Origin of the sequence: Sutcliffiella horikoshii (assembly GCF_002157855.1) — a bacterium.
Taxonomy (GTDB): Bacteria; Bacillota; Bacilli; order Bacillales; family Bacillaceae_I; genus Sutcliffiella_A; species Sutcliffiella_A horikoshii_C.
This window is the reverse complement of record NZ_CP020880.1, coordinates 2274950-2291165: the sequence shown is the minus strand read 5'-3', so window position 1 is coordinate 2291165 and position 16216 is coordinate 2274950. Positions and strand designations below refer to the sequence as shown.

Below are 16216 nucleotides of genomic sequence, written 5' to 3'. Positions count from 1 at the left end.
ATCTAGCCAAGTCCAATATTTCAAGGCTCAAGCACCGTCCCGCGGAAAGCGAAGCCATTTGCGGAAAGGAACAGCGGTGATAAACCAATCTACTTAACTACTTACCATTTATGATTGACTATTTATAAAATTTCTACAATTTATTGACGGTTCATTTAACGAAATGTTATTATAGCGTTGAATAAACGTTATACGTTTTGGGGTGAATACATGAAGCCGGAACTAACGATAGGTACGAAACATTCCATTCAAATCACTGTTACCAACAAAATGTTTGCCCAGTTTGAAGGGGAATTAGTACATCCAGTGTATTCCACCGCAATGATGGTCTATCACATGGAATGGGCTTCAAGACAAATAATTTTAGAGGTTTTGGAAGAAACAGAAGAAGGAATGGGTGCAGAAGTTAAAGTAAAGCATCTTGCACCGGCAACAGAAGGGACCGTTTTAACAATAGAAGCAACGGTAGTGGGTCTTAAGAAAAACTTCATCATCACAAAAGTACAAATATTTTCTAAAGACCGCGTGATTGGTGAAGGGGAAGTTACGCAAGTGATATTACCAAAAAGTAAAATTAATGCAATGATAGACTAAAAGAATATTAGAAAAAGGGTGGTTGCTTTGACAAATATGAAAACGCTTACTTCTGAAGTTGGGGGAATGGAAATGTTTGATAAAATTCAACAACACCAACAGGTAGTATTCTGTAATGATCCAGATACAGGACTAAAAGCCATTATTGCTATACATAACACAACATTAGGGCCTGCGTTAGGTGGATGCCGGATGCAGCCATATCAATCTGTGGATGCGGCTTTATATGATGTTCTTCGTCTTTCAAAAGGAATGACGTATAAATGTGCAGCAGCTGACGTTGATTTTGGCGGGGGGAAAGCGGTCATCATTGGTGACCCGAATAAAGACAAAACGCCTGAACTATTTAGGGCGTTCGGTCAATTTGTCGAATCGTTAAATGGTCGTTTTTACACTGGAACCGATATGGGAACATCACCGGAGGATTTTGTGCATGCTTTAAAAGAAACAAATTGTATAGTCGGGGTGGATGAGGTGTATGGCGGAAGTGGGGATTCCTCCGTTCCAACAGCTCAAGGGGTTATCTATGGAATAGAAGCGACAAACCTGACAATATGGGGATCCAAAAACCTTTACGGAAAAAGTTATGCAATCCAAGGCCTTGGAAAGGTTGGAGCTAAAGTGGCAGAGCAGTTGATGCATGCTGGAGCGGACATTTATGTATCTGACATCAATGAATTTGCCATTACCCAACTCGTGGCCAAAGCGAAAGAAATTGGAGCAGGTATTAAAGTGGTTGGCGGAGATGAAATCTATTCTGTTGATGCAGATGTGTTTGTACCGTGCGCCCTTGGTGGAATCATTAACGATCAGACGATAGAACAGTTGAAGGTAAAAGCGGTAGTAGGTTCTGCCAATAACCAATTAATCGAAAATCATCACTGTGCCATGCTGCAGGAAAAAGGGATCCTCTATGCTCCTGACTACATCGTAAATGCCGGTGGACTGATTCAAGTGGCAGATGAATTATATGAACCAAATAAAGAACGTGTACTCCGCAAAACAAAGGCTATCTACAACTCTTTGATGGATGTTTATAAAGAAGCAGAGAAAATGAATATTACGACAGTGGAAGCAGCAAATAATTTCTGCGAACAGAGGCTAGTAGACAGAAGCAGAAGAAACAGCTTCTTTACTCATTCCAAGCGACCGAAATGGTCAGTACGAGTTTAATAGAGGGGGAAATAAGTTGAACGATCAATTTCCTATCATTCAGATTATCGATAATCAGGGGAATTTCCTTGATAAAACGTATGAAGAAAGAATCACGGAAGATCTGACGAAGTCCATGTATAGACATTTACTCAGAATTCGTACCTTTGATAAAAAGTGTATGAGTCTACAACGCCAAGGCCGTATCGGAACCTATGCACCTTATGAGGGGCAAGAGGCTTCCCAGGTTGGAAGTGCGATGGCATTGAATGAAGATGACTGGTTATTTCCTTCCTACAGGGACCATGGGGCAACTATGACGTTCGGCCACTCCCTTCGTAATATCCTTCTATTTTGGAACGGCAGAAATGAAGGGTGCATTCCGGCAAATGGGAAGAAAGTCTTTCCGCCGGGAATTCCAATCGCGACGCAACTGCCGCATGCGGTAGGCGCAGCCTATGCAGAGAAAAGAAAAGGAACGAAAAATGCAAGTATCGTTTATTTCGGGGATGGAGCAACTTCTGAAGGGGATTTTCATGAAGGATTAAACTTTGCAAGCGTTCTTAAGGCACCGGTTGTGTTTTTTAATCAGAACAATCACTTTGCCATTTCGGTACCCCTATCCAAACAAATGAATACCGAAACCATTGCGCAGAAAGCCCTTGCTTATGATATGAGAAGCGTCCGAATTGATGGTAATGATGTTTTCGCCGTTTATTTTCATACGTTGGATTCATTAGAACAAGCAAGAAACGGGGAGGGACCAACCTTAATTGAAGCGGTAACATGGAGATACGGTGCACATACGACAGCTGATGACCCGACCAAGTATCGGGATCAATCTGAAAATGAAAAAAGACGAGATAATGACCCGATTCTTCGGTTGGAACGCTTTTTGAAAAATCAAGGTTGGTTTACAGAAGACTGGAAAGAATCAATGTTAGTGGAGCTATCTCAGGAAGTCGATAGTGCAATTGAAGAAATGGAGAATTTTCCAAAGGCAGACCCTGCTGACATGTTCGACTACGTTTTTGAAAAACCGACGTGGGGAATTGAGCAGCAGAAAAAGGAACTTCTTCAACTGATGAGAGGTGAAGAATAGTGGAAACGGCATTGAAAACGAAAACAATGACAATGGTTCAAGCGATTACGGATGGACTGGATACTATGCTTGAAGAAAATGAAAACGTGCTTCTTATGGGGGAAGACATTGGGGTAAATGGCGGTGTTTTTCGTGCTACAGAAGGATTGCAACAAAAATATGGCGAAGACCGTGTTATCGATACCCCGTTAAGTGAAGCAGGTTTCATCGGAGCTGCAATCGGAATGGCGATAAATGGTTTCCGTCCGGTTACAGAGATACAGTTCCTGGGTTTTATTTATCCTGCCTATGAGCAAATCATGACCCATGCATCAAGAATCAGGGCAAGAACAATGGGGCATTATACCGTCCCTATGGTCATACGTGCACCATATGGAGCAGGAGTAAGGGCGCCTGAAATTCATTCTGACAGTACTGAGGCGATTTTCACCCATATGCCTGGAATTAAAGTGGTTTGCCCGTCAAACCCGTATGACGCGAAAGGTTTATTGATTGCCGCCATCGAGGACCCAGATCCTGTACTATTTTTGGAGCCGATGCGCTGCTATCGTTCTGTAAGGGAAGAAGTGCCAGAAGGAAAATATACAGTTGAAATCGGAAAAGGAAAGATTTGCAGGGAAGGCGAGGATGTCACTATTATTGCGTGGGGAGCGATGGTTCCCGTTGCCCTTCAATCTGCAAAAAAACTAGAATCTGAGGGTGTAAGTTGCGAAGTGATAGATCTTAGAAGCCTCTATCCGATTGACAAAGATATTATTGCAGAATCTGTACAGAAAACGGGTAGAACGGTTATTGTGCACGAAGCGCATGCGGCGACAAGTGTAAGTGGAGATGTACTTGCCATTATCAATGAAACATCGTTCCTCTATCAAAAGGCGCCGGTGGAGCGAGTGACAGGGTTTGATGTTCCTGTTCCTTATTTCGGCTTTGAAGACTACTATCTGCCAACTGCTGACAGGGTGGTTGCAGCAGTAAATAAAGTGATGAAGTTTTAGTAAAAGGGGGTTCAACGGATGATCGAGGTCAAACTTCATGATATTGGCGAAGGCATGACACAGGCTGATATTTTATCTTTTTTAGTTAAAGAAGGAGATAAGGTTAAGCCAGATGAGCCTCTGGTTGAGGTGCAAACAGATAAAATGACTGCTGAAATACCAGCACCACTTGCTGGAGTAATCAAAGAGATTTTGGTAAAAGAAGGGGAAACCATTCCAGTTGGGACCACCTTATTTCTATTAGAAGCTGAATCAGCTGGAAAAGAGACAATAACTTCTATCAAAGATACACATACAAACACTTCCACTAAGGTTACCGAAACAACAAGAGAGCAACAACCGCCAACAAAGCTCCATTCATTTAGAATCATGGCTGCCCCATATACTAGAAAGATCGCAAGAGACGCCGGGGTTGATATTGAACAAATTGAAGGAACCGGCCCTGCTGGTAGAATCACAGATGAAGATGTATATAGATTCATAGAAAGTAAAGAGCAGCCTGCACCTAAAGTGAAAGTGAAAGAACAGCAAGTTCAGCAAGTTCAAACAAAAACAGAATCTAATGATCAGCAAGAATCTCCAACGATCATTCCATACAGAGGACGAAGAAAACAAATAGGCAAAAAAATGTCACAGTCCCTCCTTACAATTCCGCATTGCACCCATTTTGAGGAAGTAGATGTGACAAACATATTAGAACTAAGAGAAATTTGGAAAACAAGCAATCAAAGCATATCAGCGACTGCTTTATTCTTAAAAGCCATTTCCATCGCCCTTAAAGATTATCCAATCTTTAATGCAAGATTGAATGAAGAAGAAGAGACAATCGAATTGATCAAAGAACATCATATTGGGATAGCCACTGATACTGAAGATGGACTGATTGTCCCTGTGATCCGTAATGTAGAGAAAAAGTCACTAAAAGAAATCCATGCCAATTTAAAAGAATTAACCAAAAAGGCCCAGGAGAATAAGCTTTCCATGAAAGAATTGACTGGAGGCAGTTTTACTATCAGTAATGTTGGTCCTCTTGGTGGAAGTATCGGCGCCACACCAATCATCAATCAGCCTGAAGTGGGCTTGATCTCCTTCCATAAAACCAAAAAGCGTCCGGTTGTAAATGAGCAGGAAGAGATTGTTATTCGGTCTATCATGAACATTTCCATGTCATTTGATCATCGTGTGGCAGATGGAGCGACAGCAGTAGCCTTTACCAACAGGCTGACTCAACTTTTAGAAGAACCAAAATTATTAATGCTGGAGCTGGTTTAAATGGTCGTAGGTGAACTTACTCAAGAACGTGATGTAATGGTGCTTGGCGGAGGCCCTGGAGGTTATCACGCTGCAATCCGAGCGGCTCAGTTAGGTAGACAGGTTACCATCATTGAGAAAAATAAGCTTGGCGGGGTCTGCTTAAATGAAGGATGTATCCCGTCTAAAGTACATACTGCAGCTGCACAGTCTTTCCAACGGATGAAACCTTTTCAGCAACTTGGGCTGGATACTAGCGGGGTTATATTCGACCTGCCAAGGTTACAGGAACACAAACAAAAGGTAGTCGAGCAACTACTTCAAGGTGTTGTGGCATTATGTAAAGCAAATAAAATCGAGATCATAGAGGGGGAAGCCTCTTTTATATCCTCTACTAAAATCGGGGTGGAGAACGGGCATCAATATGATACTTTCACTTTTAATGATGTAATTATTGCAACAGGGTGCCATAAGCAGCCAATTGCTGAAATAAACCCTCAAGCTCTAACACCTACTTCAATATGGAACCTGGAAGATTTGCCAAGTGAGCTTATTTTATATGGTAACGATGATTTCACCCTTGAAGCAGCGACAACCTTTAACAGTTTAGGGTCGAAGGTGACTTTGATTATTCCAACAGGTCAGCATGAATTTACATTTGATCCTGCCATAAACAAAGAACTGCAGAGGCAGTTAAAAAAGCAAAAAATAAAGCTCTATAAGGCTCATAAAATCCCTCAGTTCAGGTTCAATGAGGTTCAGTGGGAAGTGAGGTTTGAGCAGGCTAAGAATGAATCAGTCATGCTGGAAAGTTCGCACCTTTACTGTATGGAAGAAAGAAAACCTTCAACGGAAACACTTGGTGTTCAGCGCGCAGGCATTCATTTGAGCGACGAAGGTTTTATAAAAATAAATGAATCATGTTGTACAAATGTACCATCTATTTATGCCATCGGAGATATTACAGAAGGCCCTGCCTTGGCCGTTAAAGCGATTAAACAAGGAAAAGTCGCGGCAGAAAATATTGCCGGGCAACATTCCGAGTGCGATTTTACATTTCTTCCTAGAATCGTTCAGACCATTCCTCCAATTGCAACAGTCGGAATGACGGAAACAGATGCGGTTGAAAATGGATTTGAAGTGAAGATAGGGGAAAGCACTCTCCAAACAAATGGGTATGCAAGCATTCTTGGACAAAAAGAAGGCTTCAGTAAGACGATTACAGATGCGAAAACAGATTTAGTACTAGGTATTCATATGATGGGAGCCCAAGCGGTAGAAATGATCAGTACCGGAACACTTGCTTTAGAAATGGTTGCAAGACAAGAGGATATGCTGTTTCCTTCTTACCCTCATCCTAGTGTAAATGAAAGCATGTGGGAGTCGGTGGAAGATCTTGAGGGGAAAGCCATTCATAAGGCCCCGAGAGTGACAAAACAAAAAGTAACATCCTCATGACACGTTGTCGCGTCAAAGCATTCTAGCTTTAAACGAGACTCTTGCAGACTATGAAAATTATAGATTATATTATATTCAGAATAATAATATTTTTTAGATAAAAATCAGGAGGGGTATTTATGAACGTAGAAAAAACGATGCAAGAAAAAGATCAAGCAGAAGAAGTTTTTCCAGTAAAAGATGTGGATTATTTGGAGATCTACACAGGCAACGCTAAACAAGCATCCCACTTTTTCGCTACCACATTCGGTTTTCAACCTATAGCCTATTCTGGATTAGAAACAGGCAACAGGGAGACGGTTTCCTATGTGTTAAAGCAACGTAATGTACGACTTGTCATTACAGGTTCTCTTAAACAGGATACAAAAATTTCTGAGTTTGTTAAAAAGCATGGAGACGGAGTTAAGGATATCGCGCTTGTCGTGGAAGATGTTGAAAGTGCTTACAACGGAGCGGTGGAAAGAGGAGCAATTGCGATCCAGCCTCCACAAGAGCTGACAGACGAGTACGGAACATTGAAGAAAGCAGTAATTGGTACATACGGAGATACCATTCACACATTGGTTGAACGTAAAAATTATACTGGAGTATTCATGCCTGGATTTAAAGCATATACGAACTCCACACCAGTTAAAGATGCAGGAATTATCGGAATCGATCATGTGGTAGGGAACGTAGAGCAAATGGAAGAATGGGTTGCTTATTACGAAAAAGTGATGGGCTTTAAAGAAATGACTCATTTCACAGATAAAGATATTAACACAGAATATTCCGCGCTAATGTCTAAAGTAATGCACAATGGTGGCAGAATTAAATTCCCAATCAACGAACCTGCAGAAGGAAAAAGAAAATCCCAAATCGAAGAATACTTGGAGTTCTATAATGGTGCCGGTGTTCAACATATTGCAATTTTAACGGAAGATATCGTTCAGACAGTAAGCAAACTAAAAGAAAATGGTGTTGAGTTCCTTAATACTCCTGATACTTACTATGAAATGTTGTCAGAAAGAGTAGGGGAAATTGATGAGGAAATCGCAAAGCTTCGCGAGCTGAGCATTCTCGTTGACCGAGACGATGAAGGTTATCTACTTCAGATCTTTACAAAACCTATTGTTGACAGACCAACTCTTTTCATTGAAGTGATCCAACGTAAAGGTGCAAAAGGCTTTGGTGAAGGAAACTTTAAAGCATTATTTGAATCCATTGAAAGAGAGCAAGAATTAAGAGGAAATCTGTAAGCAAGTTACTATGGGGAGGACCAGTTTCCTCCCTTTTTTATAGGAGGTAGATTAACAAATGGCGGTAAAAGTAAAAAGCCGAGAAATACTCCAACATATTGCTGCCTACCCTTTAGGGAAAAGCTTGCAGGATATACAGTCAGAATTAGGAATCGTGAATATAAGAAACATGTCTGAAATTGAAAATGTGTTTGGTTGTTCTCCATCCGTGAAGAAACAATTAATGCAAAGATTAGATCATTTATTTACATACCCGGACGGTTCCGCAAGAGCTCTTTCAAGCAAATTGGCGGATTTTTTAGGGGTAGCCCAAAATCAGTTGTTCATTGGAAATGGTTCAGATGAAATTATCAGGCTGCTGATCCGCGCTTTTCTGAATACAACAGAAGAAGCCATCATGGCTGATATTACATTCCCGAGATACAAAACCAATGTCTCCATTGAAGGTGGCACCCCGGTAATCGTTCCATTAAAAGGTGGCGTGCATGATCTGACAGCTATGCTCGCTACTATTACAGAAAAGACAAAAATGATTTTTGTTTGCAATCCTAACAATCCAACAGGGACAATTGTAAATAAGGATGATCTTATTTCCTTCATTGAAGAAGTACCAGAACATATCTTGATTGTGTTGGATGAGGCGTATTATGAATATGCAACAAGTGAGGAATATCTTCAATCCATCCCTTTGCTAGAGAAGCATGCTAACCTTGTTATATTAAGAACTTTTTCAAAAGTATATGGCCTGGCTGGGTTACGAATTGGGTATGGCATCATGGATTCTTCCATATTAGCAGAATTAAACAAGGTGAAAGAGGTTTTCAATGTAAATCAGCTTGGTCAAGCAGCTGCAATGGAAGCCATTATGGACCAGGAATTTAGAAAAGATTGTATCCTTCGCAATGAACGAGGTAGAGCGTACTTAGAGGCTGAACTAGAGAAATTAGGTTATACCTATTTCCCTACAAATGCAAATTTCATGATGATACATATCGGCAAAGACGGAAATGAAATCACACAACAACTTCTTGCAAAAGGGATAATGGTTAAGTCAGGAGCAGTCTTGGGGTATCCAAACAGTATAAGGGTCACCATCTGCTCGATGGAAGATAACCGTTATTTTATCGAGACATTAAAAAATTTGTAGCAAAGTGCAGGTGACAAACATGGATATTCAACCAAGCAATCTTGCCTGGAAAGATGCATACAAGCTGATGGTAGGGTCTATCTTGCCAAGACCCATCGCGCTAGTTTCTTCTATTAATAAGGAAGGAGTTGCGAACATCGCTCCTTTCAGTTTTTTTACTGCGATCAGTGCAGAGCCGATGTTGGTCTGCTTTTCTCCAATGCGAAGAGGCACAGATGGGTCGAAAAAGGACACTTTACTTAACATCGAAAGCACAAAGGAATTTGTGATTAACATTGTCAGCGAAGAAATAGTGGATCAAATGAATATCACAGCAACAGAGTTCCCAAGCGATGTCGATGAATTTGAAGAGTCAGGTTTTACGAAGGAGCCTAGTTCGGTCGTTGCACCGCCACGGGTTAAGGAAAGCCTTGTCCAAATGGAGTGCTCTCTGCATGAAGTGTTGCATTTCGGTGATCTACCGGGTTCAGGCAGCCTGATTATAGGCAAAGTAGAGAGTTTTCACATATCAGATGACCTGTATTTTGAAGGTAAGATTGATACAAAGAAATTGAACCCTGTAGGAAGAATGGCAGGAAGCATGTATACCAAGGCCATTAGTGATATGTTCGAGCTTCAACGCAAATAAGGAAATGTGAGGGTTTGTCATGAAGTATATTACTTTTAAAAATAGCTATGGTGAGATAAAAGCCGGCTGGATCAATCATGACATTGTTGTCGACATGAACGAAGCATCAGATGGTTTATTACCAAGTGACCTTCTTACATTGATAACCCAGTATGAGAAATATAGAGATATCGTAACACTTCATTTAGAAAGTGATCGTACAAAAGGTAGATACAAAATAGAGGAAGTCACCCTACTAGCACCTTTACCTAGACCTGTAAGCGTTCGTGATTTCTATGCGTTTGAGGAACATGTTAAAACGGCGCGTGCAAGAAGGGGACTGGATGTTATTCCGGAGTGGTATGAGATTCCTGTTTTTTATTTTACCAATCACTTGGCCATTAAAGGACCTGAGGATGAGATTGATAAACCATCAGGGTGTAATTGGCTCGATTATGAGTTGGAAATCGCCTGCATCATTGGAAAAGAAGGCAGAAATATAAAAGCGCAGGATGCCAAAGAGTACATTTTTGGCTATTGCATCATGAATGATTGGAGTGCGAGAGACCTTCAGGCAAAAGAAATGAAGGTTGGTTTGGGACCGGCAAAGGGGAAGGATTTTGCGACATCCCTAGGGCCTGTCATTGTGACACCTGACGAACTTGAATCGTATAAGACAAGTAAAGGATATAACCTGGAAATGACCGCTTCTGTAAATGGTAGGCTGCTTTCTAAAGGGGATTTCAAGCAGATCCACTATAGCTTTGCTCAAATGATTGAAAGAGCTTCAGCCGATGTTACCTTATACCCTGGAGAAGTGATAGGATCAGGGACGGTTGGTACCGGCTGCATCCTGGAACTTGGTACAGAAGTACACCGCTGGCTAGAACCAGGGGATGAAGTAGAACTTACCATTACAGGTCTAGGAACATTGAAAAACACAATAAAATAAGTGTGTTGTTGCAGAAAGTAATATCCAGCAATAAGTGGATTGGAGCGGAAGGCACTCGACTCCGGCGGGAGGTAGCGGTAGACTTGAGTCCCCGCAACGAAGTGAGGAGGCTCAAGCACCGCCCCGCGGAAAGCGAGTGCCTGCAGCGAAAAGGAACGTTCAAACTTTAAGTAACAACTAAACAATATAATGAGGTGAGCTCATGTATTATCGTAAAATGGGAGAAATACCACATAAACGCCACACGATGTTCAAAAAGGAAGACGGGACATTATATAGAGAACAAGTAATGGGTACCAAAGGATTCTCAGGTACACAATCCATCCTCTATCATCACTACCTGCCAACAGAAGTGGTGAAATCCACGGTACTTGGCAGCTATATGCCGGAATATGAAGAACAAGATGCCCTGAATCATCGCCACCTACTAACCACTTCATTAGAGACCAAAGGAAATGCACTAAATTCCAGAGAGTATCTATTAGGAAACAGTGATCTATTAATAGGAACAGCGCTGGTCACAGAAAAGATGGATAATTATTACCGAAATGGTGACGGAGACGAACTGTTATTCATCCATTACGGTTCAGGAAAAGTAGAAACCATGTTTGGGACGATAACATACCGTCCAGGAGATTATGTGACCATCCCAATCGGTACCATCTACCGCGTCGTACCTAATGAAGAAACTAAAATACTCTTCATTGAATCATTTAGTCAACTAACCACACCTAGAAGGTATCGCAATGAATATGGACAGATGTTAGAACACAGTCCATTTTGCGAACGTGACTTCAGGGGTCCGGAAACATTAGAAACATATACAGACAAAGGCGAGTATGAAGTAATCACCAAAACAAGGGGACATTTGCATTCACATGTACTTGGTCATCACCCACTTGATGTTGTGGGGTGGGACGGTTATCTCTACCCATGGGTATTTAATATAGAAGATTTTGAACCGATAACAGGCAGGGTTCATCAGCCACCTCCAGTCCATCAGACTTTTGAAGGACATAACTTTGTTGTTTGTTCCTTCGTGCCTAGATTATACGACTACCACCCAGAAGCGATACCGGCTCCGTATTATCATAGCAATGTAAACAGTGATGAACTGCTTTATTATGTGGCAGGAAACTTCATGAGCCGCAAAGGGATTGTGGAAGGGTCCATTACCTTACACCCATCTGGAATTCCGCATGGTCCTCATCCTGGTACCACTGAAGCTAGTATCGGAAAGAAGGAGACCTTGGAGCTGGCAGTGATGATAGATACATTCAAGCCTTTGAAGGTTGTTAAAAAAGCTCACAGTATTGAAGATAAAAAGTATATGTTCACTTGGATAGAAAAATAATTTTTGCGAACCACCAGGCTTTCCAAAAAAGCTTAGTGTTTTCATGGTTTTTTTATCCATAAAAGTAAGATTTCCTGTAAAGAATGTAACATAACAGTACTATCCTGTAATAAAAAAGACGGTTTTAAAACTTGTCAACACCATTTTTTTAGTATAATTTTAATGTGTTTCATTTTACTGGAAAAATGCTTGAAATACGATTCTTTTAACCTTTCTTAAAATCCGTTGATACATAAAGATTTTCGGAGTATATGGATAATTATAGAAAACCCGTATATTTAATATCCACATTATTCCTCTAATATTACACAAAACCCATGATATGATTTTCGTGTAGCAAGAAAGCAACACAAAAAACTTTCAAGGGGGAAACACACCTATGAAAATCAACAAAAAGTCAATCATCACTGCTGTAACTACTGCAGCTGTATTAACAGCAGCACCATTCGGAATGAATGCAAAAGCAGAATCAAACGCACCAACAAAACCAACATGTGACTTAACAAACAAAGTCACTTCATTTAATAGTAACAAAGCATTTACTAACCAAGAAGACGCAAAAGCATTCTTAGATGGTTACGTAAAAGATCTTGAAGAAAAATATGGTGTTAAAGTAAACTTAAATGGCGCACCATCTGCTGAAGCAGCGGAAAAAGAAGCACCAAAACAAGCTGAGCAGAAACCTGCTGAAAAAGTAGAAGCTCCAAAAGAAGAAAAAGCGGAAGCTCCTGCTGAAGCACCGAAACAAGAAGAGCCAAAACAAGAAGCTCAAGCTCCACAACAACAAGCTCCACAGCAAAATGCTGAAAAACCAGCAACTGAACAAACTGCAGGTGCTGTAAGTGAGTTTGAAAAGAAAGTAGTAGAATTAACAAACGCAGAGCGTGAAAAACAAGGTTTAGCTCCATTAGAATTGGACGTAGAATTAAGCAAAGTAGCGAAAGATAAGTCTAAAGACATGCAGCAAAACAATTATTTCTCTCATAACAGCCCGACTCACGGATCTCCGTTTGATATGATGAAGAAATACGGAATTCAGTACAACACTGCTGGGGAAAACATTGCACAAGGTCAACAAAGCCCTGAAGAAGTGGTAAATGCTTGGATGAATTCTGAAGGTCACCGTGCTAATATCATGAATGAAAACTTCACTCACATTGGTGTAGGTCATGTGGAAGAAGGTAACTACTGGACTCAAATGTTCATCGGAAAATAATATAGGCACAAATTAAAAGGCAGCCACTCGGCTGCCTTTCTCTATGTCTTTGAATTAATGCTTTGGTCACAACGCTCCATAAAGAAGTATGCTTTCTTTATTTGCTGAGCAACCTTTTGGACGCTATTAGGGTTTATTCGGTTGACTCCAATATCTTGAAGATATGCAAATGCAACGGCCAAAGAAGGTAATAGATAGTCTGAACTCAAAAGATTGGCATCATATTCGATCAAGATTTTTATTTCTCTTTTTAATTTAACTTTATAATTTTTGAACTGTATAACCAGCTCTTTTTGCAATTTTGCTTTCTGTTCATAATTTGATAGTTCATAGCTTTCAAGTAAATCAAGAAGGACTTTTAGCTCACGGCGAAAATAGTGTAAAGAAGCACGGACTTTTTCCATATCATAATCATTCATAGGTATTACCTCACTTAAAAATTATAATATGACTTTTTTCGACAATTTACTACATAAGTCCTTTTTTTATTCCTATAAGAATAGTTATATTTATTTTACAGGTACTGTTGTTGCCATATATCTTTTTTGAAGGACATTTAAACGCCATGAAAGCCCGACAGCTCCAGCTGCTAATCCACAAATTAAGCCAATCCAATAGCCAAATGCTCCATAGTCAGTAAAGTTTGCTAGTAAATATCCAATTGGCAAACCGATGATCCAATAAGAGACAAAAGCTAGCATAAACGTAACATTGACATCTTTATATCCTCTTAATGCCCCTTGGATTGGTGCGGCAATCGCATCTGATAGTTGAAAGAAAATGGCGTATAAAAGGAAAGCGGTTGTAAGTGCAATCACTTTTGGATCCTTTGTATAAAGAAAAGCCACTTCTGCTCTAAAGAAATATAGGAAGACAGCACAAATGGAGGAAAGAAGAACTGCCGAAACTACGCCCATGATGGTGTACTGTTTGGCATCATGAATGCGTCCTGCCCCAACTTCAAAACCAACCAATATGGTTAACGCCATAGAAATGCTTAGCGGAATCATATAAAGCAGGGAAGCGAAATTTAATGCCACTTGGTGAGAAGCGATCGTTACTGTATCAAAAGAACTCATCAAAAGTGTAACAGCTGAGAATATACTGGTTTCAAAAAAGATGGAAAGTCCTATCGGAACCCCGATTAATAAGATCTCTTTCCACTTTGAAAAAGAAATAGGATATAGTTTCTTGAAAAGTGGAAACTTCGTAAAAGGCTTTTTCTTTAGGACAATGTATAAAGAAATAATCATGATAAGCCAGTAAGTAAGTGCAGATGCCACTCCTGCGCCAATTCCGCCAAGGGCAGGGAGTCCAAGTTTCCCGAAGATCAATAAGTAGTTCAGTAAGACATTAATAGGTAAGGACAGCAGTGTGATGATCATAGATGTTCTCGTGTGTCCTAGGGCGTCAATGAAACATCGAATTACTGTGTAGACAAACAATGGAATGATCCCAAAGCCAAGTGCAATTAAGTAATATTTAGCTACATGTCTTACTCCTATTTCCAAGTTCATTCCAGAAAGTATCGGATTAATCAACAAAGCGCCCATTAATATAATAAGTAAACTCATGGCAAATGCAACGTACACACCTTGCGTGATTGAAAAAGGGACACCTTCTGTTTTTTTGGCGCCAACCAATTGCGCCACGATCGGAGTGATGGAGAGTAATATTCCACTAAGACCTGTGTAAACTGGAACCCAAAGTCCAGAACCAATTGCCACACCGGCTAAGTCACTTGCACCGACGTTTCCAGTCATCATAATATCGAAAAGGTTCATGGAAAATAAGCCAAGCTGAGTAATGAGAATTGGAACGACAATTTTAATGAAAAGATGAAGACGTTCTTTATAGGAGAATACTTGATGCATAACAAAGCCACGACCTTTTATATGAAGTAATTATGTAATAATGGTATGGATTATATCATAAAACATTTATTTAGAGTGTAGAAATAAAATATTTGAAATTTAAGACAATGACCAGACAAAACGTTCTTAATCAGGAAAAATTATTTTGTTGACACATTTCTATAAACCTACTAGAATAGGTTTATATTAAAACTACATATGCACAAGCCCAATCAAAGGGGAGTAGCTATGAGAACGATATTGCCGTCATGACGTGACTGACTGAATCAGCACCGGCTTTATCGGCAACCTTGATGTTGTTAGCAAGACCTTTGCCTAAACTGGAAATTGGACAGTTCTAGGTAAAGGTCTTTTATGTGTTCATAAAAGCCTTAACCTGTTTCTTAGGAAAGGCTTTTATTATGTAAAAAGGAGAGGAAACCATGGAATTATCATTATTATTGGAATACGGCTGGGTTCTTCTTGTCTTGATTGCACTTGAAGGTATTTTAGCGGCTGACAACGCACTAGTACTAGCAATTATGGTTAAGCACCTCCCGGAAGAAGCACGGAAAAAGGCTTTATTTTATGGCCTGGCAGGAGCACTCGTCTTTAGGCTCGGGTCTTTATTCGCTATCTCATTCTTAGTAACCATTTGGCAGGTGCAGGCGATTGGTGCCGCATACTTGCTGTTTATCGCACTAAACCATATATGGCGACGGTTTGCAGTGGCAAAAGTGGAGCATGCTGCTACCGTTGATACGCCAAAAAAACAGTCTGGTTTTTGGATGACAGTTTTCAAAGTAGAAGTTGCAGACATTGCATTTGCAGTTGACTCTATTTTAGCAGCTTTTGCATTAGCGATGACATTGCCAAAAACAAACCTTCCTCAAATCGGGGGTATTGATGGAGGTCAATTCATCATTATCTTCCTTGGTGGATTTATCGGCGTAGTTATCATGCGTTTTGCTGCTACCTTGTTCGTTAAGTTGCTAAAAGAAAGACCAAGTTTGGAAACTGCCGCATTTTTAATTGTAGGTTGGGTAGGTTTCAAACTTGCTATGTACACATTGGCACACCCAAGTGTTGGCGTGCTTCCATACCACTTCCCGCACAGTCCGTTATTTAAAGCGATGTTCTGGATTGTCTTGATCGGTATCGCTGTTGGTGGCTGGATTGTTTCCGGAAAGAACAAAGTAGTGCAAGAAGTGGATAGCATCAAGTAAGCTAACTCTTTTTACTTCAAGTAACAAGCAATAATTGATATAATGTACTAGGCTGTTGACAATCTAATGTC

The 16216-nt window shown here is 40.4% G+C and carries 15 protein-coding genes; 13 read left to right on the top strand and 2 right to left on the bottom strand.

The window, feature by feature from the left end; all coding sequences use genetic code 11:
• Positions 1-210 precede the first annotated feature (210 nt).
• The 12 genes from B4U37_RS11745 (at position 211) to B4U37_RS11690 (ending at position 13066) form a co-directional block, all read left to right on the top strand.
• Positions 211-594 (top strand): thioesterase family protein, encoded by a 384-nt coding sequence (locus B4U37_RS11745; RefSeq protein WP_088018381.1) that lies wholly within the window; start codon positions 211-213, stop codon positions 592-594.
• Between the two features lie 36 nt (positions 595-630).
• Positions 631-1767: a Leu/Phe/Val dehydrogenase gene (locus tag B4U37_RS11740; RefSeq protein ID WP_198317112.1), complete on the top strand. Its 1137-nt coding sequence runs from the start codon at positions 631-633 to the stop codon at positions 1765-1767.
• Between the two features lie 16 nt (positions 1768-1783).
• Positions 1784-2848: a pyruvate dehydrogenase (acetyl-transferring) E1 component subunit alpha gene (gene pdhA / locus B4U37_RS11735; RefSeq protein ID WP_088018380.1), complete on the top strand. Its 1065-nt coding sequence runs from the start codon at positions 1784-1786 to the stop codon at positions 2846-2848.
• 26 nt (positions 2849-2874) lie between these two features.
• On the top strand, positions 2875-3843 hold the full coding sequence (locus B4U37_RS11730; RefSeq protein WP_198317022.1) for an alpha-ketoacid dehydrogenase subunit beta: 969 nt from the start codon (positions 2875-2877) through the stop codon (positions 3841-3843).
• Positions 3844-3861: 18 nt separating this feature from the next.
• A complete protein-coding gene (locus B4U37_RS11725) occupies positions 3862-5115 on the top strand; it encodes a dihydrolipoamide acetyltransferase family protein (protein WP_198317021.1) in 1254 nt (417 codons plus the stop codon).
• A complete protein-coding gene (lpdA, locus tag B4U37_RS11720; protein WP_088018378.1) occupies positions 5116-6552 on the top strand; it encodes a dihydrolipoyl dehydrogenase in 1437 nt (478 codons plus the stop codon).
• A gap of 119 nt (positions 6553-6671) precedes the next feature.
• Positions 6672-7790 (top strand): 4-hydroxyphenylpyruvate dioxygenase, encoded by a 1119-nt coding sequence (hppD, locus tag B4U37_RS11715; RefSeq protein ID WP_088018377.1) that lies wholly within the window; start codon positions 6672-6674, stop codon positions 7788-7790.
• Positions 7791-7848: 58 nt separating this feature from the next.
• On the top strand, positions 7849-8937 hold the full coding sequence (hisC, locus tag B4U37_RS11710) for a histidinol-phosphate transaminase (protein ID WP_088018376.1): 1089 nt from the start codon (positions 7849-7851) through the stop codon (positions 8935-8937).
• 19 nt (positions 8938-8956) lie between these two features.
• Positions 8957-9565, top strand: coding sequence for a flavin reductase family protein (locus B4U37_RS11705; protein WP_088018375.1), 609 nt, complete (start codon positions 8957-8959; stop codon positions 9563-9565).
• Between the two features lie 19 nt (positions 9566-9584).
• Positions 9585-10496, top strand: coding sequence for a fumarylacetoacetate hydrolase family protein (locus B4U37_RS11700; RefSeq protein WP_088018374.1), 912 nt, complete (start codon positions 9585-9587; stop codon positions 10494-10496).
• 202 nt (positions 10497-10698) lie between these two features.
• Complete coding sequence (locus B4U37_RS11695; RefSeq protein WP_088018373.1) at positions 10699-11850, top strand: homogentisate 1,2-dioxygenase; 1152 nt, start codon at positions 10699-10701, stop codon at positions 11848-11850.
• Positions 11851-12229: 379 nt separating this feature from the next.
• Positions 12230-13066: a CAP domain-containing protein gene (locus B4U37_RS11690; protein WP_088018372.1), complete on the top strand. Its 837-nt coding sequence runs from the start codon at positions 12230-12232 to the stop codon at positions 13064-13066.
• 41 nt (positions 13067-13107) lie between these two features.
• Here the strand turns inward: B4U37_RS11690 and B4U37_RS11685 are convergent, their stop codons facing one another.
• Together B4U37_RS11685 and B4U37_RS11680 are read right to left on the bottom strand one after the other, a co-directional pair.
• Positions 13108-13485 carry a hypothetical protein gene (locus tag B4U37_RS11685; RefSeq protein ID WP_088018371.1) on the bottom strand — a complete coding sequence of 126 codons (378 nt, stop codon included), beginning with the start codon at positions 13483-13485 and terminating at the stop codon, positions 13108-13110.
• 90 nt (positions 13486-13575) lie between these two features.
• Positions 13576-14940, bottom strand: coding sequence for an MATE family efflux transporter (locus B4U37_RS11680; RefSeq protein WP_088018370.1), 1365 nt, complete (start codon positions 14938-14940; stop codon positions 13576-13578).
• A gap of 422 nt (positions 14941-15362) precedes the next feature.
• On the opposite strand from B4U37_RS11680, the gene B4U37_RS11675 reads away from it, so the two are divergent.
• Positions 15363-16145 (top strand): TerC family protein, encoded by a 783-nt coding sequence (locus B4U37_RS11675; protein ID WP_088018369.1) that lies wholly within the window; start codon positions 15363-15365, stop codon positions 16143-16145.
• The last annotated feature ends 71 nt before the right edge of the window (positions 16146-16216 follow it).